This is a genomic window from Achromobacter pulmonis (assembly GCF_902859765.1).
Taxonomy (GTDB): domain Bacteria; phylum Pseudomonadota; class Gammaproteobacteria; order Burkholderiales; family Burkholderiaceae_B; genus Achromobacter; species Achromobacter pulmonis.
This window is the reverse complement of the sequence record NZ_CADIJV010000028.1, coordinates 20,064-43,948: the sequence shown is the minus strand read 5'-3', so window position 1 is coordinate 43,948 and position 23,885 is coordinate 20,064. Positions and strand designations below refer to the sequence as shown.

24 protein-coding genes, 1 tRNA gene and 1 pseudogene are annotated in these 23,885 nt (G+C 66.0%); 13 read left to right on the top strand and 13 right to left on the bottom strand.

Annotated features, from left to right (window positions below; genetic code table 11):
* Positions 1-22 precede the first annotated feature (22 nt).
* Positions 23-826, top strand: coding sequence for a GNAT family N-acetyltransferase (locus tag HV701_RS20570; protein ID WP_175134859.1), 804 nt, complete (start codon positions 23-25; stop codon positions 824-826).
* A 167-nt stretch (positions 827-993) separates the two neighbouring features.
* Here HV701_RS20570 and ppx read toward each other — a convergent pair whose 3' ends face one another.
* Positions 994-2,481: an exopolyphosphatase gene (gene ppx / locus HV701_RS20565; protein ID WP_175134858.1), complete on the bottom strand. Its 1,488-nt coding sequence runs from the start codon at positions 2,479-2,481 to the stop codon at positions 994-996.
* A gap of 218 nt (positions 2,482-2,699) precedes the next feature.
* Here ppx and ppk1 point away from each other — a divergent pair, with 218 nt between their 5' ends.
* From ppk1 to pstB, 5 genes are all read left to right on the top strand, one after another.
* Positions 2,700-4,775: a polyphosphate kinase 1 gene (gene ppk1, locus HV701_RS20560; RefSeq protein WP_175134857.1), complete on the top strand. Its 2,076-nt coding sequence runs from the start codon at positions 2,700-2,702 to the stop codon at positions 4,773-4,775.
* Positions 4,776-5,124: 349 nt separating this feature from the next.
* A complete protein-coding gene (gene pstS / locus HV701_RS20555; protein WP_175134856.1) occupies positions 5,125-6,165 on the top strand; it encodes a phosphate ABC transporter substrate-binding protein PstS in 1,041 nt (346 codons plus the stop codon).
* A 138-nt stretch (positions 6,166-6,303) separates the two neighbouring features.
* On the top strand, positions 6,304-7,320 hold the full coding sequence (gene pstC / locus HV701_RS20550) for a phosphate ABC transporter permease subunit PstC (protein WP_175134855.1): 1,017 nt from the start codon (positions 6,304-6,306) through the stop codon (positions 7,318-7,320).
* Positions 7,321-7,344: 24 nt separating this feature from the next.
* Positions 7,345-8,202, top strand: coding sequence for a phosphate ABC transporter permease PstA (gene pstA, locus HV701_RS20545; RefSeq protein WP_175134854.1), 858 nt, complete (start codon positions 7,345-7,347; stop codon positions 8,200-8,202).
* A gap of 47 nt (positions 8,203-8,249) precedes the next feature.
* The gene (pstB, locus tag HV701_RS20540; protein WP_006385463.1) at positions 8,250-9,026 is read left to right on the top strand and encodes a phosphate ABC transporter ATP-binding protein PstB; all 777 of its coding nucleotides are present in this window, start codon (positions 8,250-8,252) and stop codon (positions 9,024-9,026) included.
* A gap of 37 nt (positions 9,027-9,063) precedes the next feature.
* Here the strand turns inward: pstB and HV701_RS20535 are convergent, their stop codons facing one another.
* A complete protein-coding gene (locus HV701_RS20535; protein ID WP_175134853.1) occupies positions 9,064-10,419 on the bottom strand; it encodes an MFS transporter in 1,356 nt (451 codons plus the stop codon).
* A gap of 210 nt (positions 10,420-10,629) precedes the next feature.
* On the opposite strand from HV701_RS20535, the gene HV701_RS20530 reads away from it, so the two are divergent.
* Together HV701_RS20530 and HV701_RS20525 are read left to right on the top strand one after the other, a co-directional pair.
* Positions 10,630-10,706 (top strand) — tRNA-Pro (locus tag HV701_RS20530).
* Between the two features lie 162 nt (positions 10,707-10,868).
* Positions 10,869-11,336 carry a carboxymuconolactone decarboxylase family protein gene (locus tag HV701_RS20525; protein ID WP_175134852.1) on the top strand — a complete coding sequence of 156 codons (468 nt, stop codon included), beginning with the start codon at positions 10,869-10,871 and terminating at the stop codon, positions 11,334-11,336.
* Positions 11,337-11,353: 17 nt separating this feature from the next.
* Here the strand turns inward: HV701_RS20525 and HV701_RS20520 are convergent, their stop codons facing one another.
* From HV701_RS20520 to HV701_RS20510, 3 genes are all read right to left on the bottom strand, one after another.
* Entirely contained in the window at positions 11,354-11,956 is a 603-nt protein-coding gene (locus HV701_RS20520; protein ID WP_175134851.1) for a LysE/ArgO family amino acid transporter, read from the bottom strand.
* Positions 11,957-12,068: 112 nt separating this feature from the next.
* Positions 12,069-12,320, bottom strand: a complete 252-nt coding sequence (locus HV701_RS20515) for a hypothetical protein (protein ID WP_175134850.1) — start codon at positions 12,318-12,320, stop codon at positions 12,069-12,071.
* A 258-nt stretch (positions 12,321-12,578) separates the two neighbouring features.
* The gene (locus HV701_RS20510; protein WP_175134849.1) at positions 12,579-12,803 is read right to left on the bottom strand and encodes an HP1242/YdcH family protein; all 225 of its coding nucleotides are present in this window, start codon (positions 12,801-12,803) and stop codon (positions 12,579-12,581) included.
* A 261-nt stretch (positions 12,804-13,064) separates the two neighbouring features.
* Here HV701_RS20510 and HV701_RS20505 point away from each other — a divergent pair, with 261 nt between their 5' ends.
* Positions 13,065-14,210, top strand: a complete 1,146-nt coding sequence (locus tag HV701_RS20505) for a sterol desaturase family protein (RefSeq protein WP_175134848.1) — start codon at positions 13,065-13,067, stop codon at positions 14,208-14,210.
* Between the two features lie 10 nt (positions 14,211-14,220).
* On the opposite strand, the gene HV701_RS20500 is transcribed toward HV701_RS20505, so the two are convergent.
* The 4 genes from HV701_RS20500 to HV701_RS20485 form a co-directional block, all read right to left on the bottom strand.
* Positions 14,221-14,952, bottom strand: a complete 732-nt coding sequence (locus tag HV701_RS20500) for an anti-sigma factor (protein WP_175134847.1) — start codon at positions 14,950-14,952, stop codon at positions 14,221-14,223.
* Complete coding sequence (locus HV701_RS20495; protein ID WP_150101821.1) at positions 14,949-15,518, bottom strand: sigma-70 family RNA polymerase sigma factor; 570 nt, start codon at positions 15,516-15,518, stop codon at positions 14,949-14,951. The genes HV701_RS20500 and HV701_RS20495 overlap by 4 nt, the downstream gene beginning before the upstream one ends.
* Positions 15,519-15,610: 92 nt before the next feature.
* Positions 15,611-16,174 carry a DUF3455 domain-containing protein gene (locus tag HV701_RS20490; RefSeq protein ID WP_150101822.1) on the bottom strand — a complete coding sequence of 188 codons (564 nt, stop codon included), beginning with the start codon at positions 16,172-16,174 and terminating at the stop codon, positions 15,611-15,613.
* A 169-nt stretch (positions 16,175-16,343) separates the two neighbouring features.
* On the bottom strand, positions 16,344-17,288 hold the full coding sequence (locus HV701_RS20485; RefSeq protein ID WP_175134846.1) for an AraC family transcriptional regulator: 945 nt from the start codon (positions 17,286-17,288) through the stop codon (positions 16,344-16,346).
* Between the two features lie 317 nt (positions 17,289-17,605).
* Here HV701_RS20485 and HV701_RS20480 point away from each other — a divergent pair, with 317 nt between their 5' ends.
* The 3 genes and pseudogenes from HV701_RS20480 to HV701_RS20470 all read left to right on the top strand — a co-directional run.
* The gene (locus HV701_RS20480; protein WP_175134845.1) at positions 17,606-18,652 is read left to right on the top strand and encodes an aldo/keto reductase; all 1,047 of its coding nucleotides are present in this window, start codon (positions 17,606-17,608) and stop codon (positions 18,650-18,652) included.
* A gap of 123 nt (positions 18,653-18,775) precedes the next feature.
* On the top strand, positions 18,776-18,991 hold the full coding sequence (locus tag HV701_RS20475) for a hypothetical protein (protein ID WP_175134844.1): 216 nt from the start codon (positions 18,776-18,778) through the stop codon (positions 18,989-18,991).
* A 7-nt stretch (positions 18,992-18,998) separates the two neighbouring features.
* Positions 18,999-19,736: pseudogene (locus tag HV701_RS20470) on the top strand (YoaK family protein); the annotation flags it as partial.
* A gap of 56 nt (positions 19,737-19,792) precedes the next feature.
* On the opposite strand, the gene HV701_RS20465 reads toward HV701_RS20470, so the two are convergent.
* The 3 genes from HV701_RS20465 to HV701_RS20455 form a co-directional block, all read right to left on the bottom strand.
* The gene (locus tag HV701_RS20465; RefSeq protein WP_254595221.1) at positions 19,793-20,611 is read right to left on the bottom strand and encodes a hypothetical protein; all 819 of its coding nucleotides are present in this window, start codon (positions 20,609-20,611) and stop codon (positions 19,793-19,795) included.
* A gap of 68 nt (positions 20,612-20,679) precedes the next feature.
* Positions 20,680-21,480: a tetratricopeptide repeat protein gene (locus HV701_RS20460; protein WP_254595220.1), complete on the bottom strand. Its 801-nt coding sequence runs from the start codon at positions 21,478-21,480 to the stop codon at positions 20,680-20,682.
* A gap of 147 nt (positions 21,481-21,627) precedes the next feature.
* Positions 21,628-22,173, bottom strand: a complete 546-nt coding sequence (locus tag HV701_RS20455) for a fasciclin domain-containing protein (protein WP_175134842.1) — start codon at positions 22,171-22,173, stop codon at positions 21,628-21,630.
* Positions 22,174-22,508: 335 nt separating this feature from the next.
* Between HV701_RS20455 and HV701_RS20450 the strand changes: the two genes are divergently transcribed.
* Positions 22,509-23,168 carry a thiopurine S-methyltransferase gene (locus HV701_RS20450; RefSeq protein WP_175134841.1) on the top strand — a complete coding sequence of 220 codons (660 nt, stop codon included), beginning with the start codon at positions 22,509-22,511 and terminating at the stop codon, positions 23,166-23,168.
* 60 nt (positions 23,169-23,228) lie between these two features.
* Here the strand turns inward: HV701_RS20450 and HV701_RS20445 are convergent, their stop codons facing one another.
* Complete coding sequence (locus tag HV701_RS20445; protein WP_175134840.1) at positions 23,229-23,828, bottom strand: transglycosylase SLT domain-containing protein; 600 nt, start codon at positions 23,826-23,828, stop codon at positions 23,229-23,231.
* Between the last annotated feature and the right edge of the window lie 57 nt (positions 23,829-23,885).

The following is a 23,885-nucleotide window of genomic DNA, read 5'->3' as shown; positions in this document are numbered from 1 at the left end:
GACTCTCTAGGAGCTTCGCGCAATGCTGGAACTAGCACGCATCAACCCAAGCCGTAACGCCGCAGAACCATGGACTGGCCCCGCCGCCAGGGTGCTGGTGGTCGGTCTGGCGCGCACGGCCGAGGAAATTGAACAGATCCAGCGCCTGCGCTATGACGTCTTCACCGAGGACATGGGCGCGGTCTTTCCAGACGCTCAGGACGGAATCGAACATGACCGCTTCGATCCCTACTGCGAGCATCTGATGGTGCGCGAGCTCGACACCGGCCGTGTCGTGGGCACCTACCGCATTCTCACGCCCGAAAAGGCGCGCGAGGCCGGCGGTTATTACTCGCAGTCGGAATTCGACCTGTCGGGCCTGGGCGCCATCCGCGACGAGCTGGTGGAAGTGGGGCGTTCCTGCACTCACGCCGACTACCGCAATGGCGCGGTCATCATGTTGCTGTGGTCCGGCCTGGCGGAATACCTGCGCCGCGGCGGCTATCAGTACGTGCTGGGTTGCGCCAGCGTCAGCCTGCGCGACGACGGGGTCACGGCGGCGGAAGTGTGGCGCACCATCTCCAAGCAGCTGCCCAAGGAAGGCGAGCCGCGCGTGTTGCCGCTGCATCGCTATCCGGTGGAAAAGCTCAACAGCACCCTGCCGGCGCGCGTGCCGCCGCTGATCAAGGGCTATCTGAAGCTGGGCGCCACGGTGTGCGGCGAGCCGGCCTGGGACCCTGATTTCAATGCGGCCGATTTCCCGGTGCTGCTGAAGATGGACGGCATGGACGAGCGCTACCGCCGCCATTTCGGCCTGGACCAACCGATCGTCAACGGTCAGCGCTGACCATGCGCCGCCTGTTCCGCCGTATGAAGATCAGACTGATACGGCGGGCCACGCGGCCTTTCCGTCTGGAGCTCAAGCAGCTCGATCGTCAGACCGACCTGTCACCGTTCTAGGGCCGGGCTTGCTGGCGCACACAAGGCCCCGGGCTTTCCGGGGCCTTGTCGCTTTCAGAATTCGAGCAGCTGGAACGAGAAACCGACCTTGGACCATTCCGCTTCTTCCGCGCGCAGCGTGAAGTCGCTGAGCGGATGTTGCGCCAGCCAGTTGCGGTTCACCCGGACCACGATCGAGTCGTTGCGCATGGATGCGGTCAACGGCAGGGGCTCGATCTCGCCGCGGCGGCGGAACAGCAGCACTGCCAGGCGCAGGCTGAGGATGGCCATCCATTGGGCGCGGTTGCGCACCAGCGGTTCGAGCTTGCTCAGCTTGCCCTGGTGTCCCAGCGCCAGCAGCGCCAGCAGTTGCTGGTCGGCGCGCGAGAAGCCCGGCATGTCGGCATTTTCGAGCACGTAGGCGGTGTGCTTGTGATAGGCGTTGTGGGCGATCGACAGGCCCACTTCGTGCAGGTCCGCGGCCCAGCCCAGCGCGGCGCGCAATTCTGCGCGTTCGGGGCCGTCGGGCATCATCGCGTCGAACAGGCTGAGGGCGGCATGGTGCACGCGGCGCGCCTGGTTGACGTCGACGTGGTAGCGCTTCATGAACTGGCGCACCGATTCGTCGCGCTTGTCGTGTTCGTCGTCGCGGCCCAGCAGGTCGTACAGCACGCCCAGGCGCAGCGCGCCGTCGCCGGTGTGCATGACGTCGATGCCGAGCTCGTCGAACAGCGCGCTCATGATGGCCAGCCCGCCGGGCAGCACGTCGGCGCGTTCGATCTTGATGCCGGGCAGCTCGGACGGGATGACCCGGCCGGCGCGCACGATGCGGTCCTTGAGCTTGCTCAGGCCGGCGCGGGTGATGCCGCGGTCCGACATGCCGCCTTCGGTGAGGATGGCGAACAGCGCCTTGGCGGTGCCGGACGAGCCGTAGGCTTCCTTCCACCCCGCCTTGCGATACTGCTTGGCAATGACTTCGATTTCACGCCGGGCGGCCAGCTCGGCCTGTTTCATCTGGTGGGCATCGACGATGCCGTCCGAGAAGAACTGGCGGCTGTAGCTGACGCAGCCCATGTAGAGCGAGGACATGAGGCCGGGCTCATGGCCCTTGCCGATGATGACTTCGGTGGAGCCGCCGCCGATATCGATCACCAGGCGCTTGTTGGGGGAGGGGGGCAGGGTATGCACCACGCCCGAGAAAATCAGGCGGGCTTCCTCGCGTCCGGCGATGACTTCGATTGGAAAGCCCAGGGCCGCTTCGGCCCGCGGCAGGAAGTCACGGGTATTGCGCGCCACCCGGAAGGTGTTGGTGGCCACCGCGCGCACCCGGTTGGGGTGGAAGCTGCGCAGGCGGTCGCCGAAACGTCCCAGCACGGCGATGGCTCGTTCGATCGCTTCGTCGCCCAGGCGTTTTTCGGTGTCCAGCCCGGCGGCGAGCCGGACGGTTTCCTTGAGGCGGTCGATCTGGTAGATCTGGGGCGTACCGTCCTGTTGGACGATGCGTCCGATGGAGAGGCGGAAGCTGTTGGACCCGAGGTCCACGGCGGCCAGAAGTTGATCCATGCGGCTGGTGATAAAGGCTGTAGGGTGGCCTGATTATAGAGACCCCATGTGACAGCGCCGGCCGCTGCGGGTTTTCGCTTATGGATCAGGGCATTGGCAGCGGGAGAGGATGTCCCATGTGTCCCGGTTTTGTCGTACGCTACGTATATGGCGCGATGTCATGGAACCGTCATTTGTTTGCAGTAAAACGCTACGCTCCCCAACGTATGGAATCCGGTATGACCCCACGTCCGCCCGCCGAGCCCTTGCTCCTGAATCGCGAATTGTCGCTGCTCAAGTTCAACGAACGCGTGCTGGCGATGGCGGAAAACCCCACGACTCCCTTGCTCGAGCGGCTGCGTTACGTCTGCATCGTCAGTTCCAACCTGGATGAGTTCTTCGAGATCCGCATCTCCAGCCTGAAAGAGCAGCAGCGCCAGTCGCCCAACCTGGTGGGGCCGGACGGCATGACGCCGGACCAGGCATTCGAGAACGTCCAGCAGGCGGTGCACGAGCTGGTGGGGCGCCAGTACGCCCTGCTGAACGACGCCATCCTGCCGGCGTTGCAGGCAGAGGGCATCGCGCTACACCATGCGTCCGAGTGGAATGCCGAGCAGCAGGAATGGGCGCGCGAAGTGTTCAGCCGCGACGTCATGCCGCTGCTGACGCCGATCGGGCTGGACCCGGCGCACCCGTTTCCGCGGGTCTACAACAAGAGCCTGAATTTCATCGTCTCGCTGTCGGGCGCCGACGCCTTCGGCCGCCAGGCCTCGATTGCCGTGGTGCAGGCGCCGCGCGCGCTGCCGCGCCTGATCAAGATGCCGCAGGAGCTGTCCGGCCATCCGGAAGGCTACATCCTGCTGACCTCGCTGCTGCGCGCCTTCGTCGGTGAGCTGTTCCCGGGCCTCGAAATGCTGGGTTGCTACCAGTGGCGGGTGACGCGGAACAGCGATCTGTTCGTGGACGAAGAGGAAGTCACCAACCTGCGCCACGCCTTGCAGGGCGAATTGTCGCAGCGCAACTTCGGCGCGGCGGTGCGCCTGGAGATCGACAAGCTGACACCGGTCGAGTTGGAAACCTTCCTGCAGCGCGAGTTCTCGCTCAAGCCCGAGGACACCTACCGCGTGCCGGGGCCGGTGAACCTGTCGCGTCTGATGCAGCTGTGCAATTCGGCCAGCCGGCCGGACCTGTTGTTTCCCGACTATCGCGCGCCGGTACCGGCGCCGTTCGACCGCGTCGGCGACAAGCCGGCCGAGTTGTTCGAGGCGGTGGCGCAACAGGATCGCCTGCTGCATCACCCCTACCAGTCGTTCCAACCCGTCATCGACTTCCTGACCGCCGCGGCGCTCGATCCGGACGTGATGGCCATCAAGCAGACCATCTACCGCACCGGCGAGGATTCCGAGCTGATGAAGATCCTGTTGGCCGCGGCGCGCGCCGGCAAGGAAGTGACGGTGGTGGTGGAATTGATGGCGCGCTTCGACGAGCAGACCAATATCAACTGGGCTTCCAAGCTGGAAGAGGTGGGGGCGCACGTGGTCTATGGCGTGGTGGCGCACAAGACCCACGCCAAGATGGCGGTGGTGCTGCGGCGCGAAAAGGGCCGCTTGCGCCGCTACGCCCACCTGGGCACGGGCAATTACCACCCGCGCACCGCGCGCCTGTATACCGATTTTGGCCTGCTTACCGCCGATCCCAAGCTGTGCGAGGACATGGACAAGGTCTTCGCGCAGTTGACCGGCCTGGGTGCGCGCCGCGCGCTCAAGTCGCTGATGCAGTCGCCGTTCACCATGCATGACGGCATGGTGGCGCTGATCCGCGCCGAGGCGCGCGCCGCCAAGGCCGGCAAGCGCGCGCGCATCATGGCCAAGATGAACTCGCTGCTGGAAGAGCAGATCATCGAGGAACTCTACAAGGCCAGCCAGGCCGGCGTGAAGATCGACCTGATCGTGCGCGGCGTGTGCGCGCTGCGCGCGGGCGTGCCGGGGCTGTCGGAGAACATCCGGGTGCGGTCCATCGTCGGCCGCTTCCTGGAGCACTCGCGCGTGTTCTATTTCTACGCCGAGGGCGCCGAGACGGTGTACCTGTCGTCGGCCGACTGGATGGACCGCAATTTCTTCCGCCGGGTGGAAATCGCCTTCCCGATCTACGACAAGACGCTCAAGAAGCGCGTCATCGACGAGGCCTTCACCTTCGCCCTGCGCGACAATCAGTTGGCCTGGCAGCAACAGGCCGACGGCGACTACGTCCGCGTGCGCAGCCGCCGCGAGCCGTTCAACCTGCACCAGTACCTGATGCAGAAGCTGGGCGTGTAACCCGCGCGCGGCGGCGCTTCATCGCCCCGTTGCCGTCGCCGTCGTCCACCGAGGCAACGGCGACAAGGAGCAAGGCCCCGCCGTGCGGAGCCCTCCCCATCCGTCCCCAAACCCCGCCGCGGACAAAAACGCCCCCCCAAGGCAACCCCTCCCCCAGCCAGGCCGCGCGGATCCGGCTCCGCCGGTCCGCCACCGGCGCCCCCCTGGGGGGGAAGCGCGCAGCGCTCCGGGGGGGGTATATGACTGTCACTATCCTGTCACGTTGGGCTTCTAAGATGCGAGGGTCGCTGAAAGACAGGCAGTAGAAAGCCTGCCAAAGACTCCTCTAACGAGCACAGAAGGAACCAAGATGTTCAAACGTGTCTTCAAGCAAGTTTCCCTGGGCGTCGCGCTGAGCGCCGCCGTTTTCGCCGTCCAGGCCGCCGATGTGACCGGCGCCGGCGCCTCGTTCCCGTACCCGATCTACGCCAAGTGGGCGTCGGACTACAAGGCCGCGACCAACAACGCGGTGAACTACCAGTCGATCGGTTCGGGCGGCGGCCAGCAACAGATCATCGCCAAGACCGTCGATTTCGGCGCTTCGGACGATCCCATGAAGGCGGCCGACCTGGAAAAGAACGGTCTGCTGCAATTCCCGGCCGTCATCGGCGGCACGGTTGCCGTGGTGAACATCGACGGCATCGAGCCGGGCAAGCTGAAGTTGTCGGGCAAGGTCCTGGGCGACATCTTCCTGGGCAAGATCAAGAAGTGGGACGACGCCGCCATCAAAGCGATGAATCCCGACCTGAAGCTGCCGTCGGCCGACATCATCGTGGTGCACCGTTCGGATGGCTCGGGCACGACGTTCGGCTGGACCAACTACCTGTCCAAGGTGTCGCCGGAATGGAAGGCGCAGGTTGGCGAAGGCAAGGCCGTCAAGTGGCCCGTGGGCCAGGGTGGCAAGGGTAACGAAGGCGTCGCTGCCTACGTCGGCCAGCTGAAGAACTCGATCGGCTACGTCGAATACGCCTACGCCAAGCAGAACAAGCTGGCCTGGACGCAGCTGCAGAACAAGGCCGGCAAGTTCGTCCAGCCGGAGCAGAAGGCTTTCGCCGCCGCCGCCGCCAACGCCGATTGGAAGAGCGCGCCGGGCATGGGCGTGGTGCTGACCGACGAGCCGGGCGCCGATTCCTGGCCCGTGACCGCCGCCACCTTCATCCTGCTGCACAAGAAGCAGGACAAGCCGGTGCAGGGCAAGGCCGTGCTGGACTTCTTCGACTGGGCTTTCAAGAACGGCGCCAAGTCGGCCGAAGCCATGGACTACGTGCCGCTGCCGGATGCCGTGACCAAGGAAATCCGCGCTGCCTGGGGCGAAGTCAAGTCCGCCGACGGCAAGCCGGTCTGGAAGTAAAGCGGTTGTCCGGCGCGGGCGGTCATCGCTCGCGCCGGCGCCGGCAGGCCGCCCTGGCACGCTTCGTGGGTGCCAGGGCGGGCCCCTCCCGGGGCCTACTCATCGTTTCCCCCAAGGTTTCCTAAGGAAAGTCCATCCATGAGCGCGGTAATGGATAATAGTGTGCCGCTTTCGCCCAGCGTGGCGGACTCCGTGACTACCGGCACGCCTTCGCCTATGAAGCAAAACAACAACGCGCTGATGGATGCGCTGTTCAAGAACCTGACCCGCCTGTTCGCCTTCCTGGTGTTCATCCTGTTGGCGGCGATCCTCGTATCCCTGATCTATGGCAGTCGCGAATCGCTGGCCAAGTACGGCCTGTCGTTCCTTTGGCTGAACGATTGGGATCCCGTCAAGCAAAGCTACGGCGCGGTGGTGCCCATCATCGGCACGCTGCTGACCTCGGCCATCGCCCTGATCATCGCGGTGCCGGTGTCGTTCGGCATCGCCATCTTCCTGACCGAACTGTCGCCGACCTGGCTGCGCCGCCCGTTGGGCACCGCGGTCGAGATGCTGGCGGCGATTCCGTCGATCATCTACGGCATGTGGGGCCTGTTCGTCTTCGTGCCGGTGTTCCAGCAGTATGTGCAGCCTTTCCTGATCGCGACGCTGGGCAGCGTGCCGATCATCGGCGGAATCTTCGCCGGACCGCCGTTCGGCATCGGTATTTTCACCGCCGGCCTGATCCTGTCGATCATGATCATCCCGTTCATCGCGGCCGTCATGCGCGATGTGTTCGAGCTGGTGCCGGCCATGCTGAAGGAATCGGCCTACGGCCTGGGCAGCACGACCTGGGAAGTGATGTGGCGCGTGGTGCTGCCGTTCACCAAGTCGGGCGTCATCGGCGGCATCATGCTGGGCCTGGGGCGCGCCCTGGGCGAGACCATGGCGGTGACCTTCGTGATCGGCAACGCCTTCAAGTGGTCCGGCTCGCTGTTTTCGCCGGGCAACTCGATCGCCTCGGCCCTGGCCAACGAGTTCAATGAAGCCGGCGGCATCCAGAAGGCGGCGCTCTTGGAACTGGGCCTGATCCTGTTCCTCATCACCACCATCGTGCTGGCGCTGGCCAAGATGCTGCTGGTCCGCTTGTCGGCCAACGAAGGCAAGCGCACCTGAGCGTCGCCGCACTAGGAAAAGATCATGGCTGCTGTCTCCGTACTCAATATGCAGAATGGCGTGTATCGCCGCCGCCGCGTGGTCAATCGCGTCATGCTGACCATCTCGCTGGGCACGCTGGTGTTCGGGCTGTTCTGGTTGTTCTGGATCATTCTGACCCTGCTGTTCAAGGGCGCGCCGGCGCTGTCGCTCACGCTCTTCACTGAGATCACGCCGCCTCCGGGACAAGCCGGCGGCCTGATCAACGCCATCTTCGGCAGCGTGATGATGGCGGGCGTGGGCACGCTGATCGGCACGCCGGTCGGCATCCTGGCAGGCACCTACCTGGCCGAATACGGCCAGCGCGGCTGGCTGGCGCCGGCCACGCGTTTCCTGAACGACGTGCTGCTGTCGGCGCCGTCCATCATCATCGGCCTGTTCATCTATGCCGTGTATGTGGCGCAGGTGGGACATTACTCGGGTTGGGCCGGCGCCATCGCCCTGTCCATCCTGGTGATTCCGGTGGTGGTGCGCACCACCGACAACATGCTGCTGCTGGTGCCCAACAGCCTGCGCGAGGCCGCGGCCGCGCTGGGCTGCCCCAAGTGGCGCATGATCACGCTGGTGTGCTATCGCGCCGCCAAGACCGGCATCATCACCGGCGTGTTGCTGGCCATCGCCCGCATTTCGGGCGAAACCGCGCCGCTGTTGTTCACGGCGCTGTCCAACCAGTTCATGTCGACCAACATGAACGGCCCGATGGCCAACCTGCCGGTCGTGATCTACCAATACGCCGCCAGCCCCTTCAAGGACTGGAACAACCTGGCCTGGGCCGGCGCCACCCTGATTACGCTGCTGGTGCTGGGCATCAACATCATCGCCCGCAACATGTTCCGCAAGTAAAGATCGCTTTGCCGGCGCGCCTGCCGCGCCGGCCCTAGGGAAACCAAATGGAAAACACCGCTACCGCCGTCAAGAACAAGATCGAGGTCAAGAACCTGAACTTCTACTACGGCAAGTTCCATGCGATCCGCAATGTGAACATGTCGATCCAGGAGAAGAAGGTCACCGCCTTCATCGGCCCGTCGGGCTGCGGCAAGTCGACACTGCTGCGTACCTTCAACCGCATGTTCGAGCTGTACCCGGGCCAGCGCGCCGAGGGCGAAATCATCCTGGACGGCGAGAACCTGCTGACCGCCAAGACCGATATCTCGCTGATCCGCGCCAAGGTCGGCATGGTGTTCCAGAAGCCGACGCCGTTCCCCATGAGCATCTATGACAACATCGCATTCGGCGTGCGCCTGTTCGAGCGCCTGTCCAAGGGCGAGATGGACGAGCGGGTCGAATGGGCCCTGAGCAAGGCCGCGCTCTGGAACGAAGTGAAGGACAAGCTGCACCAGAGCGGCAACAGCCTGTCGGGCGGCCAGCAACAGCGCCTGTGCATCGCGCGCGGCGTGGCCATCAAACCCGAAGTGCTGCTGCTGGACGAGCCGTGCTCGGCGCTGGATCCGATCTCGACCGCCAAGATCGAGGAACTGATCGCCGAACTGAAGAACGACTACACCGTCGTCATCGTGACCCACAACATGCAGCAGGCCGCCCGTTGCTCGGATTTCACGGCCTACATGTACCTGGGCGAGCTGATGGAATTCGGCCAGACCGACCAGATCTTCGTGAAGCCGTCGCGCAAGGAAACCGAGGACTACATCACCGGCCGTTTCGGCTGATCGCCGGCGGGGGGAGCGCGCCCGGCTGGGGGCAACGTCAGGAACGCTGCTGTTCCAGCGTCCGCGCGCCGGCCGCCGGCCGTGTCGACGCGCCGCCCGCGTAGCGGCCCGGGATCAGGATCACGAACACCGCCGCCAGCACCGCCGCGCACGAGAACGCGATGAAGTTCCACGCCAGCGGCAGTTGCAGGCCGGCCAGATAGCCGCCGACAATGGGGCCGCTCATGGCGCCGATGCGGGCGAACGACAGCGCCCAGCCGGTGGCGGCGCCGCGCGCATGCGCCGGGTAGTAGCCGGCCAGGTAGCCGGTCAGGATCAGCGACGACGAAATGCTGCCGATGCCGGCCAGCGCCACCCACAGGTAATTGACCGCCAGCGGATTGTTGTAGGTCAGGCAGTAGATGCCGATAGCGCCCACCAGATAGAACAGCGCGACGATCTTGCGCGGCTCGCTCTTGTCGGCGAACTGGCCCAGCACCAGGCCGCCGATGGCCGACGCCAGGCTGAAGACCAGCAGGAACGAGAGGCTCGAGCCCAGGTCATAGCCGTTCTTTCGCATGATCTGCGGCAGCCAGGTGTTCAGGCCATACACCAGCATCATGCCCAGGAACAGCGCGCCCCAGAAGCACAGCGTGGCGCGCAGGTGGCGCGGCGCGAACACCGCGGCCATCACATCGCGCCAGGAGGTCTTTTCACCCGTCACTTCGCGCGGACGGAACGGTTCCAGCGACGTGATGCCCAGGCGCTGCGCCACGGCGCGGGCGCCGGCCTCGTCCCCCTTGGCCAGCAGGTATTCCAGCGATTCGGGCAGCAGGCGCGCCACCACCGGCACCAGCAGCAGCGGCGCCGCGCCCACCAGGATCACCGCGCGCCAGCCCCAGTGCTGCAGCACGGCCATGGCCACCGCGGCGGAGCAGAGGATGCCGAGCGAGTAGCCGGAATACATCACGCCGTAGTTGAAGCCGCGCCTGGCGGGCGGGGAATACTCGATGGTCAGAGCCGCCGCCACCGGGATCACGCCGCCCAGGCCCAGGCCGCCAATGAACCGGAACGTCGCGAACCAGGTCGGCGTCGGCGCCCAGGCCGCGCCGATCATGGTCAGCGAGAAGAGCGTGACACAGGCCAGCAGCATGCGCCGCCGGCCCAGCAGGTCGGACAGCGTGCCGACTGCGAACGAGCCGACGAACATGCCTGCCAGCGCGTAACTGCCCAGCATGCCGAGCTCGATCGGCGTCAGGTTCCAGCTCTTGTCGTCGGCCAGGGCGGGCAGCACCGCGCCCATGACGCCGACGTCGTAGCCCTCGAACAGGATCGCCAGCCAGCAGACAAACAGCACGGTATAAGTGGTGCGCGTGGGGGTGGCCCAGGCGGACGAGGAGGGGACGCTTGCCATGTGGCTCCCGATGCGTGTGGTCTATGAGATGTGCCGACGACGCCCGCCAGGGCGAAGGGAGCACGGCGCGCGGCCCGGCTCAGCGGCGCCTCTCGATGCGGCGCTGCCGGGTGCAATTAATTTATGCTTCAACTATATAGGTGTCAATCAGGGGATCGCCGGGCAGGGCGTCGTGGGGCAGGCGTCCGTATCTGGTATAGTGGCGTCCCTCGGGGCGTAGCGCAGCCTGGTAGCGCATCTGCTTTGGGAGCAGAGGGTCGCGAGTTCGAATCCCGCCGCCCCGACCAGTAAAAGCAAGGCCGTTAGTGAGAGTGTTCACTAACGGCCTTTGTCATTGGGGGGCTGTCCCGGCCTGATGGCCCAGCACGCAACCTGTTTCTTGGCTCTACCCGAAAGCGCCGTCCGCGTGCAGCATGATGTCTTCGACAGCCAGACAATCAGGATGCATCATGCGCCAACGCCTCGACTACACCCATGCCGCGCCGGAAGGCTACAAAGCCTATGGCGGCGTGTACACCTATCTGCGCCAATGCGGCCTGCCGGAAGTGCTGCTCAATCTGGTCTATTTGCGCGTCTCGCAGATCAACGGCTGCGCCTACTGCATCGATATGCATTCACGAGATCTGCTCAAGCAGGGCATGGCGGTGGACAAGCTGGTGCTGGTGCCGGTCTGGCGCGAAGCCGGTGCGCTGTTCAGCGCGCGCGAGCAGGCGGCGCTGGCCTGGGCCGAATGCGTCACGCGGGTGGCTGATACCGGAGTGCCGGATGCGGACTACGCCGCGGCTGCGACCGCGTTCAACGACAAGGAATTGGCCGACCTGACCTACGCGATCGGTCTGATGAATGCCTTCAACCGCCTCGGTATCACGTTCCGCAACGTGCCTGCCGCCGTCAGGCAGGTACCCGCGGCGGATTGACGGCCGGCGCGGCGCCGCTAGGGCCAGACAAGTTTGAGCGCAATGGCCAGCATGGCGGTTCCGACCAGGGCATCCAGCACCCGCCAGGCGGTCGGGCTGGCGAATATGGGCCGCAGCAGGCGGGCGCCAAATCCCAGCGTGAAGAAGAACAGGAACGAGGCGCTCATCGCTCCCAGCGCGAAGGCGGTCTTGTGGCCTTGGTACTGGCTGGAGATCGACCCCAGCAGCACCACGGTGTCCAGATATACGTGTGGGTTGAGCCAGGTGAAAGCCAGGCAGGAGGCCAGGGTGGCGCCCAGACCGGCGGCCACGCGTGTGGATGGCGTCAGGCAGCCGGGGTTGCCCAGGGCCGAGCGCCAACTGCGGACCGCATAGCAAAGCAGGAACAGGGCGCCGCCATAGCGCAAGACCGGTTCCAGCCAGGGCAGCGTGTGTGCGGCCAGCCCGAATCCCGCAACGCCGGCTGCGATCAGGATCGCGTCCGAGATGGCGCAGACCAGGCACACCGCAAAGACGTGTTCCTGGCGCAAGCCCTGGCGCAGCACAAAGGCGTTCTGTGCCCCGATCGCGAGAATCAGGCTCAGGCTGAGAAGAAAACCGGGAAAGAAGGCGCTGGTCATGTCGTACCTGGTGGCGAGGACGACAGGCTAGTGGTTGCTGGCGAATTAGAAAATCTAAAGCTGCTAATCCATCTTTAGCAGCACTGAATCCGTAGGGGGGCGCCCTCGTGAATCAATGGCTCGGGCTGGCGGGCACGGGCTGCAGCTTGTCGAGTTGGGTCTGCAGCGAGTCGAGCAGCAATTGCAACTGCTCGGAGGTGACGGCATAGACGCGGCCCCGCCCGCTGCGCGACGGGTCGGCGGATGACGACTCGGTCAGGAAATCGAGCCGCAGCAGCAGGGAGTCGTGCTCCACCAAGGGCATCATGGCCCAACCGGTCACCGGCGACACGGCTTCGCCCGCCTTGAAGTCTCTGTCTTGCACCTTGCTCCGTCCTCTATGCGTGGCCGGCAAATGGCCGGCGCGCTTGATTTTATGCATTCAGATTATTGTCAGCAAGCAAAGACTCGCTGCCGGGCCTGAGAACGGCCATCTTCGATGGTCTTATCGGACTGGATAACGTAGCGGGAGGGCGCGTCGTACTGGGCGGTCCCTGCCGCGCCGCCGCGATGGCGCCGGCCGCGCCATCGGCCAACAAAAAGGCGCCGCGAATGCGGCGCCTTGGGTGGGCAGTGGAAGGTTTCAGCCGGCGTGCGAATCGGCCGCGCGCAGCAAGCTGTAGAGCTTGTCCTTGAGCAGCAGTTTTTCCTTTTTCAGGACTTCGACACTGGTGTCCGAGGCCGGCACGATGCCCGCCTCCATGTTCTTGATTTCCTGGTCCAGGTCGTTGTGGCGTTGGAACAGTGCCGAGAAATGTCCGTTCTCGGCTTTCAGGCGGGTAATCAGTTGGCGGTACTCAGGGAACATGACGGCCTCTTGCGTGATCCGGTTGAGGGGGGGGCTGCGCGGGGTCGGCGGACCGGCCCGTAAATGAGCTGTCGGTTCCATGACATCGCAACGGCCCGTCAAAGTCAACCCGCCGGACAAATGGCCGGGGGCCGGATTTGACGCCAAGCAAGGGGGCGTCACGCGAGAGGTTTCTTGGTCGTATATTTTCACGTTTGTTTACATTGCATTTTGGGGCCGGAGATACACTCGCCTGCCTATATGGTCTGCCATCAAAATGCAATGAATCAGCGTGCCCCCATCTATCGTCAGGTCCTGGATTTGTTCAGGCAGGACGGCCGCATCCACCCGGGTACCGGCATGATCACCGGCGTGATCGCGCTGTTCCTGGCGATCCTGTCCGTGTTGGGGGTGCTGGCGTTTCATTTCCCGGCCTACCTGACCACCCCCGAGCTGCGTTCCTTCTATAGCGTCGACGCGATGCGCACGCTGCTGTTCACCGCGCTGCTGGCCTCGGGCACCATCGCGCTGACCAATATCGTGTTCGGCCGCCAGCGCTGGCTCAGCATCGCCGCGTTCGTGCTGGTGTGCATTGCGGTGGCCGCCGGCGGCAGCCAGGTGGTGGTGACCACCTCCAATACCGGCAACCATCCCTACCTGGGCCTGGACTGGTTCATCCTCGACCTGCTGGCATCCAGCACCGTGTTCATCATCTTCGAAAAGCTGTTCCCGCTGTATCCGGGCCAACCGGTGTTCCGCGGCGAATGGCAGGTGGACATGAAGCACTTCCTGTTCAACCACTTGTCGGTGGGCGCGGTGCTGCTGTGCATCAACTTCTTCGTGCACCGGTTGTTCTCATGGGCCGCTTACGAGCCGCTGCAGCAGGCGATCCAGTCGCTGCCATATTTGGCCGAGCTGTTCGTGGCGGTGCTGGTGGCCGACCTGGTGCAGTACGCCGCGCATCGTGCATACCACGAGGTGCCGTTCCTGTGGCGCATCCACGCGGTGCACCATAGCACCCGCACGCTCGACTGGCTGGCCGGTTCACGCCTGCACATCGTCGAGCTGCTGATCACGCGGGTGGCGGTGCTGGGCGTGTTGTTCGCCCTGGGCTTTTCCAAGCCGGTGCTGGACGCCTACATCATCATCGTCGGGTTCCAGGCGGTGCTGATCCACTCCAACGTCAAGCTGCCGTGGGGCTGGCTGCGCTACGTGATCGTGACGCCCGACTTCCATCACTGGCACCATTCGTCCGATACCGAGGCGATCGACAGGAACTACGCGGCCCACCTCTCGTTCATCGACTACCTGCTCGGCACGGCGGTGCGCGGCACGGGCAAACGCCTGCCGGAAAACTACGGCATTCTCGACAACGACATGCCGGGCACCTTCCTGGCGCAGCAGGCCTATCCTTTCCGCAAGAAGTAGGCCGGGGCGGCTACATCATCTTCACCGCGCGGCCGATGAACTGGATCGGCCCGGTGGGTTTGCCGATAGGCGAGCCGGTGGCGGGCTCCAAAGTCAGTTCAAACAATTGGTTCGGTTCGAGCGGCGGCAATTGATCCAGCGGGATGCGCACGGGTTCGCCGGGCTTGACCAGCCCCAGGGATACCGGTCCCGCCCACCCGTCGGCCTTGGTCCAGAATTCCAGGGCGCGGTCCGCGGGCACCTGGACCGCGGCCAGTGGCACCAGTTGCACCTCGCGCTGGCCGGCGCGGGCCTGGACCACCCAGCCCGGCGTTTGGGATTGCGGCGCCACCAGCACGACCATGTACTGCATCGTGGCGGGGGCCTGGGCGGGCCGCAACGCCAGGGTGGCGACCGTCAGGGCCAGTGCCGCGGCGAGACCGCCGGCGGCGGCGCGCCAGAATCCCAGGTTGTCCCAGAGCCGCGTTCGAGCCAGGCCGCGCGCGCGTGCCGCCGCCGCCTGGCGGGGCGCATCGAGGGTGGCGGCGATGCGCGGCCACAAACCAGGGGAGGGCTCGATGGGGGAGGCCAGCGCGGTCAATGGCAGTAGCCGGTCTTCCCAGCGCGCCACGGCGGCGCGCAGCGTGGGATCATGGGGCAGGCGGCTTTCGACCTCACGCCGGCGGTGGTTGGGCAACGTGCCCAGCACGTACTCGCCGGCCAGTTCGTCCAGGTCTTCCGGGGTTTCGGGGGGCGCGTTCATGCCAGGCATTCCTTGAGCGCCTTCAGGCTGCGCTTGATCCAGGCCTTGACCGTGCCCAGGGGCGCCTCCAGGCGCTGCGCGATTTCGCTGTGGGACAGGCCCTCGACGTAGGCGTGCAGCAGGCAGTTGCGGCGCACCGGTTCCAATTGCTCCAGGCAGGGGCCGATGCGGCCAGCGCTTTCGCGCCATTCGAAGGCATCGCGGGTGTCATGCCACGCCTGCATCGAGTCACGGATATCGAGCGCGGCCGCGGTGTCATCGTCCACGCCGGTTTCGCGGCGTTCATCGCGCACGGCGTTCAGCGCCAGGTTACGGGCCACGCTGTACATCCAGCCTCGCGCCGAGCCTCGGGTACCGTCGAAAGAGGCCGCCCGCTTCCAGATATTGACGAAGGTGTCGTGCACGATGTCTTCGGCGCGCGCGCGATCTCGCAGGATGCGTTGGGCCACGCCCAGCAGGCGGGCGCCCTCCTGGTGGTAGAGAGCCTCCAGTGCGGGCCGGCGTCCGGCCGCGCACTCTCTGAGGGCCGCTTCGTAGTCGAAATCCGGGGCAGGTCTGTTCGGCATGCTCGCGGGGCACGGAAGGTTGGGCCCGGGCGCGTTCCGGGCGGCGGATAGGGCATCTTACCGGAGTTCCGCCGCGCGAAACGCGCCCGGCTTCAGTTTGCCTTCCAGAAGATGTAGTCGGCCTGGTAGGAGACCTGGCTGCGTTGTCCCAGCGTGGCGTTGGTGCAAGGCGCCTGCGGCGCGACGCCGCCCTTGAGCGCGGTGCGCTGGATGTAGGCGACCCCGGTCATTGCGCCCTTACCCATGGCGGGATTGGCCTTGACCAATTGATAGGGCAGATTGCCCGCTCCGGCTGGCGCAACGGCGACCTGGGTGCCGGTCAGTTTGGAGCCATCCGTTGCTTCCCAGGTGGCGGGCGGGCCGTAGTAGCTGCCGACCTGCTTGCCCTGGCGGTCTTTCAATACCGCTTTCGGGCCGGCGAAGACCCATTCCGCCTGGTCCTTGGCGTCGGCCTTGGCACGGCATTCGTAGGTGATCTCGCCGGTGCCGACGGTTTCCCAGGCGACTTTGTGGCCGGCCGGCACCTGCACGCTGGCGGGCAGGCCATCTTGCGAATACGCCATGGCCTGCGACTGGCCGAGCAGGCCGCCAGCGGCCAGGGTTGCAATGGCGAACAATGTGGCGGCCGGGCGGCCGGCGATGCGTCGAGTCTTCATGAGGGGTCTCCTGCGATAGGGGATCTGTCTGCAACGACGCACGGGGTGCGCGTCGTTGCAGGTACTACACGCGGGAAACGCTTTTGGATGCAGCCGGGTGAAAAAAATCGTGAGATCGATCCGGACAGCGGCGCACCCTCACCGGTTGACGCAGGATGCCGCCGCCGGATCAGGCCGCCAGCGCCTCATCCTTCCAGCGCTGTTTGTCGCGCAAGGGGGGCGCGCCGAACAGGCGGCTGTATTCGCGGCTGAATTGCGACGAACTCTCGTATCCCACCGCGTGCGCGGCCAGCGCCACGCCGGCGTCGTCGGTCAGCATCAGGCGGCGTGCCTCTTGCAGCCGCAGGTGCTTCTGGTACTGCAGCGGGCTCATGGCGGTGGCCTGTTTGAAGTGATGGTGCAGCGACGACACGCTCATGTGCACGTCGCGGGCGATTTCCTCGACCCGCAGCGGCTGGGCATAGTTGTCGCGCAGGATGCGGATGGCCTTGGCCACGCGGTTGAGTTGGCTGTCCTGCAGCACGGTCTGGCGCAGCACCACGCCCTGGCCGTTCATCAGCAGGCGGTACAGCAATTCGCGCTTGACCATGGGGGCCAGGATGGGAATATCGCGCGGCGTGTCCAACAGCCGCAGCAGGCGCAGCACCACATCCAGCAGCGCGCCGCCCAGCGGATTGACGCACATGGCGCGGGCGGCCTCCGCCGGCAACAGCGGCGGCAGGTTCTCGTCGCTGATCAGGGCGGTGATTTCCTCGGGGTTCAGGTCCAGCCGCAGACCCAGGTAGGGCAGCGTCGGGCTGGCCACCGAGACCTTGGCCACCACCGGCAGGTCGACCGACGAGATGAGGTAGTGGAACGGGTCGTACTCATAGGCTTCGTCGCCGATCAGCACCCGCTTGGATCCCTGCGCGATGACCGCCAGCGCCGCCTTCTGCAAGGCCGGCTTGGGGCCGGTCGGCTGCGAGATGCGGTGCAGGTACAGGCCTTCGATGGGGGTGTCGAGCGAGCCCTCGAGCGTGCCGGTCATGCGTTCGAGCAGGCAGAGCAGTTCGTGCCGGGCGGGCTCGAAAACGGCGTTCGGAGGCGTGGGGGTATCGGCGGGGGAGGGAGGCATGGACAGGCTCCGGGCAAGGCGGCCGCGCGCGTGGGGGCGAGCGGCACGCCAGAGGATCAGGCGCTATCGAGTGTAGACCCAACCAGGAATGCGCGTTTGTTGGCGAAACCGGATGCGGAGGAATAGGCAAAAGATGTGGAGGATCGGGCGTGCCCAGGGGGAGGATCCGCGCAGGGCGGAGAATCAGGCAAAAAAAGGGCAGGATCCAGCATCGCCGGCCGCCGTCGCGGCGCCGCATACTGTGCCCATCCCAGCCGTGCGCCGACGCCGTCCCATCCCGGGCCGGCAGTGCACCGCGCCCTGGAAGGAGTGCAACCATGCGGTACAAGAAATTCGGCAATACTGGCCTGTTCGTCTCGGAACTGTGCCTGGGCACGATGACCTTCGGCGGCGAAGGCGAATTGTGGAGCAAGATTGGCGCCCTGCAGCAGGAAGACGCCAACCGGCTGGTGGGCCGCGCGCTGGAGGCAGGCGTCAACTTCATCGACACCGCCGACGTGTATTCGGAAGGGCGTTCCGAGATCATTACCGGACAGGCGTTGCGCGATCTGAAGGTGGCGCGCGACGATGTGGTCATCGCCACCAAGGTGTTCGGCCAGACCGGCGCCGGCGTCAATGCCCGTGGCAACTCGCGCTTTCACATCATGGACGGCGTCAAGAAGAGCCTGGCGCGCCTGCAACTGGACCATATCGACCTCTACCAGATTCATGGCTTCGATCCGGCCACGCCCATCGAGGAAACGGTGCGCGCGCTCGACAATCTGGTGCAGCACGGCCATGTGCGCTACGTCGGCGTGTCCAACTGGGCAGCCTGGCAGATTATGAAAGCGCTGGGCATCGCCGAGCGTCTCGGCCTGGCCCGCTTCGAGTCACTGCAGGCCTACTACACCATTGCCGGCCGCGACCTGGAGCGCGAAATCGTGCCCCTGCTGCAAAGCGAAGGCGTCGGTCTGATGGTGTGGAGCCCGCTGGCCGGTGGCCTGCTCAGCGGCAAATACAGCCGTGACGGCCAGGCCGCGGCCGGCGATCGCCGCGCGCAGTTCGACTTTCCGCCGGTCGACCGCGAACGCGCCTTCGACAGCATCGACGTCCTGCGCCAGGTGGCCCAGGCGCGCGGCGTGTCGGTGGCGCAGGTGGCGTTGGCCTGGCTGCTGCACCAGCGGGCGGTCACCAGCGTCATCATCGGCGCCAAGCGCGTCGACCAGTTGGACGACAATCTCGCCGCCACCGCCATTCGCCTGGACGCGGAAGAACTGGCGGCGCTGGACAAGATCAGCGCCTTGCCGCCGGAGTATCCGGGGTGGATGCACACGCGCCAGGGCGAGTTCCGCCGCCAGCAGTTGCGTGAGTCCGACGCGGCGTAACCCGGATTCGGGCTGGGAAAGCGCCGGCGGCGGCTGTTGCCAACGCCGGCGCGCCGCCGGACGGGTAGAATCCTGGAACCGGGCGCGGCCGAGCAGCCGCGTCCTTTTTCCGGGAGCTTCCGTATGCCGCGCATTGCGCGCCGCGCCGCCGCGCTGGCGGCACTCATGCTGGTTGCCTTGGCGCACGCGGCCCAGGCGGCCACGCCCGCGTCTTGCTTCGATTACGTCCCGACCCCGCCCGACGCCGCCGCGGCCCTTCACGGCGACATGCGCGGCGCAACCCCGGCCGGCCGCGGCAACGCCAGCGCGCCATCCGGCATCCGCTGCGCCAAGTCCTAGCGCCGCCATGGCCATTCCTTTCCTGCGCCAGCTCACCGCGGTCAGCCGCACGCCGCAGGCCAACCGGCGGCTGGCCTACTTCCTGACTTTCGTCGCCGGCGCCGTCAACGCCGGCGGTTTCCTGGCTGTGCAGCAGTACACCTCGCACATGTCGGGCATTGTCTCCATGATGGCCGACCACATGGTGCTGGGCAGTGTGGCCGTGGTGGCGCAGGGGCTGGCCGCGTTGCTGTCGTTCCTGGCGGGCGCGGCGACCTCGGCCTCCCTGATCAATTTCGGACGGCGCTCGCACCTGGCCAGCGAGTTCGCCCTGCCGCTGGTGCTGGAGGCCCTGTTGCTGCTGGCTTTCGGGCTGCTGGGCGCGAACCTGGGGAACCTGCGCTGGTTCTACGTGCCCGCCACCGTGATGTTGCTGTGCTACATCATGGGCCTGCAGAACGCGATGATCACCAAGGTTTCCAAGTCCGAGATCCGCACGACCCACGTGACCGGCATGGTCACCGATATCGGCATCGAGCTGGGCAAGTTGTTCTACTGGAACCTGGCTCACGATGACAAGACCGGCACGGCGCCGGTGCGCGCCGACCGTGGCAAGCTGGTCGTGCTGAGCACGATGGTGTCGCTGTTCTTCACAGGCGGGGTGGTGGGGGCCTATTCCTTCTATCACTACGGTTTCGGCTCGACGCTGCCGCTGGCGCTGTGTCTGCTGGTCCTGGCGGCGGTGCCGGTGGCCGACGATATCCGCCAGTTCCTTGCGCGGCCCTAGCGAGCGGCTGCGAGTCCGCGGCGCTGGCGCCCCGGTCAGGCGCGGGCGTGCGCCAGCACGACTTGCAACGCGGCGGCCGTCTGCCAATGCAGGCGTTCCAGGCGCGCGTCCCGGGCGGGATCTGTGACCGCGTAGCCCTTGGCATCCAAGGGATAGGGCCGGCCCAGCAGCCGCGCCATGTCGATCTGGTAATAGCTACTGTCGCCATAAGGACGCTTGCCGTCGATGAACGGCATGGGCCAGTAGGCTTCGCCTTCGCGCAACACTGACTCCAGTTCACGCTTGCCGGCCTCGCGCCAGTTCGCCGCGCGCAACAGAATCAGGTGCTCGCGGCGCAACTGGAAATGGCCCTGGGCGTCGACGCCGCTGTCGGGGAAATCGAAGGCCGCGCGCCGCGGGGCCGGCAACGCATAGCGCCCGGGCGCCAAGTCGCCGACCGCGCGCACATAGCCCGGCAGCAAGCGGCACACCTCGGCCAGGCGCCGTGTCGCCAGGCGTCTGTCGGCGGTGCCCAGCAGCGTCATCGCCGCGCCGACGCTATCGCCGCTCCCCAGCGGATGCTCGAATTCGATGCCGGGCGCGCCGGACTCCATGGGAATCCAGATCACGCCAAGGCCGCGCATCAGCCTGGCGTGGTCCGCGCCGAAGCGCAGGCGTGCCAGGTCCGCCTGGAATACCCGGCGGATGATGGCGTCGCGGTCGTCGGCGGCCGCGTTGCCCGTCGCCGACGCCAGACGCAGCGGCGCGCAGACCAGCGCCGCCAGGGCCAGCGTGAGCGCGCGGCGCGGCCCGCACGCGCCGGATGCGGCTTGCGCGTCTTGAGCGGGCGATGCCGTGGTGGGCTGGCGCGGCATGGGGCGGGCTTCAATGACGGTCGAGGGGGTTGGCCAAGGCGGCATTCGAGGTTGGGCGTGCAGCGGCATTATCGTGGCAACGATGCCAGGGCGGCGGCCGCGCGGGAATAGCCGGGCTGTACTCGTAGCGCCGCCTCGTAGCTGGCGCGGGCCTCGGCCTCGCGGCCAAGCCGCTGCAACAGCAAGCCCTGGTTGGTCAATATCTGGGCGCTGGAGGGTGTCGCCGCCACGGCGCGTTGGTACGCCTGCAAGGCTTGCGGAACGCGGCCCAGGCCATCCAGCAGCGCGGCTTCCAGGTTCAGGCCGATGCTCCATTGCGGATAGCGCGCGGTCAGGGTGCGCGCCGTGGCCAACGCGCCGGACAGATCGCGCAATTCGGCCTGGGCGCCGGCTTTGTTCACATAGAACCAGCGATTGTCCGGATCCAGCCGGATCGCTTCATCCAGCAGCTTGACCGCTGCCGCCTGCTGGCCGTTGGCGGATTGCAGCCGGGCCAGGAAATTCCTGACGTCGGCATTGCCGGGGTCGCGCTGGGACAGGTTTTCGGCGAGGCGCAGCGCCTGGGCCACGTCGTTGGCGCGCAGCGCCGCGGCGATCTGCTGGTTGGCATCGCGCAGCGGCGCCGGCCATTGCTGGATGCGGGCGCGCAAGGCGGCCCTTTCCGCTGCCATCTCGGTCTGGTAGGCGTGGTCGAATTCCAGCGGGAGGTCAGCCTGCGCGCGGGCGCTGGCATGGCCCGCCAGCAGCAGCGCGGCCAGCAGGGCGCGGAGAAGGCGGCGGGTATATGCCGGGCCGCGGCGTGGGCCCCTCATCCAGTCGAAGAGCGTGGCGCGGGGCAGGCGCGGCGGACGGTGCGGCGTTGGGTTCATGAGGGATGGCGATGGCGACGCGGACCCTTACGATATCCCGAAACCGCGTCCTCGGCCGCATGAACGGAAAGGCCCGGCGTTACCACCGGGCCGGGCCAGGCCGCCAGGCATCCAGGCCTTGCGGCCTGGCACCCGTGGCGGCAGGGGTCATTTGGGCATCAGCACGCTGTCGATCACGTGGATCACGCCGTTGGACTGGTAGACGTCATAGGTACTGATGTTGGCGGTGCCGCCTTTCTCGTCCTTGACGATGAGGTTGTGCTTGCCATTCATCATGACCCACAGCTTGCCGCCGCTGGCGGTGGTCAGTTCGGTGACGCCACCCTTTTTGGCCTTGGCGGCCAGGGCGTCAAAGTCCAGCTTGCCCGGCACCACGTGGTAGGTCAGGATCTTGGTCAGCGTGGCCTTGTTCTCCGGTTTGACCAGGGTGTCGACGGTGCCGGCCGGCAGCTTGTTGAAGGCGGCATTGGTAGGGGCAAAGACCGTGAAAGGCCCCTTTCCCTGCAGCGTATCCACCAGGCCGGCGGCCTTCACCGCCGCGACCAGGGTTGTGTGGTCGGCGGAGTTGACCGCATTGGCGACGATGGTCTTGTTGGGCATCATCGGCTGTCCGCCGACCATGACATCGGCCGCGAAAGTGGGTGACAGGGTCAGGGCGGAGCAGGCAATGGCAATCGAAGCGAGCAATTTCATGACGATCTCCTTTTTTGGTTGGCCGTCGTCAGCAAATACGGGTCGGCGCGGCCAATGGATGCATCAATGTTCCTAGGACAAACCCTAGGCAGGCGGCGCGGGCGTGGCCAGCCCCGCCGGCGTGCTGCCCCGGCGCCACGCGACCGGATCACTACAATGGGCTGACCGGAACCTGGTAGCGGCGGTTTCGCAGCCGGTTTCGCAGCCGGTTTCCGGTAAACACGCCTTTCGGGCGCTTGTTCGCAACGTAGGTCCGGCAGCGGGCAGGTAGTATCGGGAGGTGGGACACTAGGCCGCGCATCACGCGATTTTTTTTCCGGAGGACAAGAACAAACATGGACGCGGAATTCTGGTTGGAACGCTGGCGCGACGGGCGCACGCATTTTCATCAAACACGCGTGACGCCACTGTTGCAGAAATACTGGCCGACGCTCTCGGTGCCCGCTGGCGGCAAGGTGCTGGTGCCGTTGTGCGGCAAGTCGCTGGACATGGTCTGGCTGGCGGCCCAGGGCTATCAGGTGCTGGGCGTGGAGCTGTCGCAACTGGCCGTCGAGCAGTTCTTCGTCGAGAACGAACTCAAGCCGGTCATCCACGACAGTCCCTACGGCCAGCACTACGTGGCGGGCAATATCGAGATCATCCGCGGCGACATCTTCAAGCTGGACGCGCCGCTGCTGTCGCACTGCGTCGGCGCCTACGACCGCGCCGCGCTGGTGGCGCTGCCCGCGCAGATGCGGGGCGATTACGTGCGCCATGTCTACGGGCAATTGGCGCCCGGCTATCGCGGTCTGCTGATCACGCTGGACTATCCGCAGGACGAAATGGACGGACCGCCCTTCGCGGTGGTCGATGCGGAAATGCGCAGCCTGTTCAACGGCGTGTCGCCAGCGGTCATCATCGACCGCCGCGACATCCTGGCCAAGGAGCCCAAATTCGCCGAGCGCGGCGTGAGCCGGCTCGACACGGTGGTCTACCGCTTGGGCGAGCAGGCCTGAGGCGGGGCGTCCGGCGCGAGCCGCCGCGCCGGGCATGACCGCGCCCTGGCGCGGGCGCGATCAAAAGAACCAGCCGCCACGCGTCAGGTCTTTTTCGCAGCGTTTGTACTGGCTGGCGAATTTGTCGGCGCGCGCCTGCACTTTCTTGGACACCGTCTTGAGCCACGCCTTGCGGTCATAGCTGCGGTTGCGATAGCCGGTCCAGCCCTCGTGGTAGTTCAGGTATTGGCCGTAAGCGTCCCATTTTGAGATGCCGTTCAGGCGCTGGCTCTTGTTCATGTACCAGCCCATGAAGTCCAGCGCGTCGGCGAAATTGTCGCGGCTGGCGCCCCAGCCGCCCGCGTCCTTCTTGTAATCGGCCCAGGTCTCGTCCTTGGCCTGGGCGTAGCCGTAAGCGGAACTGACCCGGCCCCATGGGATGATGCCCAGGAAATAATAGCGCGGCGGCACCGCATCCTGCTTGAAACTGGATTCCTGGAACATCATCGCCATCGGTACCTGCACCGGCGCGCCCCATTTCTTCTGCACTTTCAGCGCGGCATCGTGCCAGTCCGGCTTTTCACGGAAGATGGCGCAGATGTTCTCGGGATTCGACGGGGGCGCGGTGGCGCAGCCGGCCAGCGCGGTCAACAGTGGCAGCGGCATCAAGAGCCGTGTCATGGGCGGTCTTCTCCGGGGAGCCGGCGGGCGGCGGTTACGTCTGGTACGTCACGATTT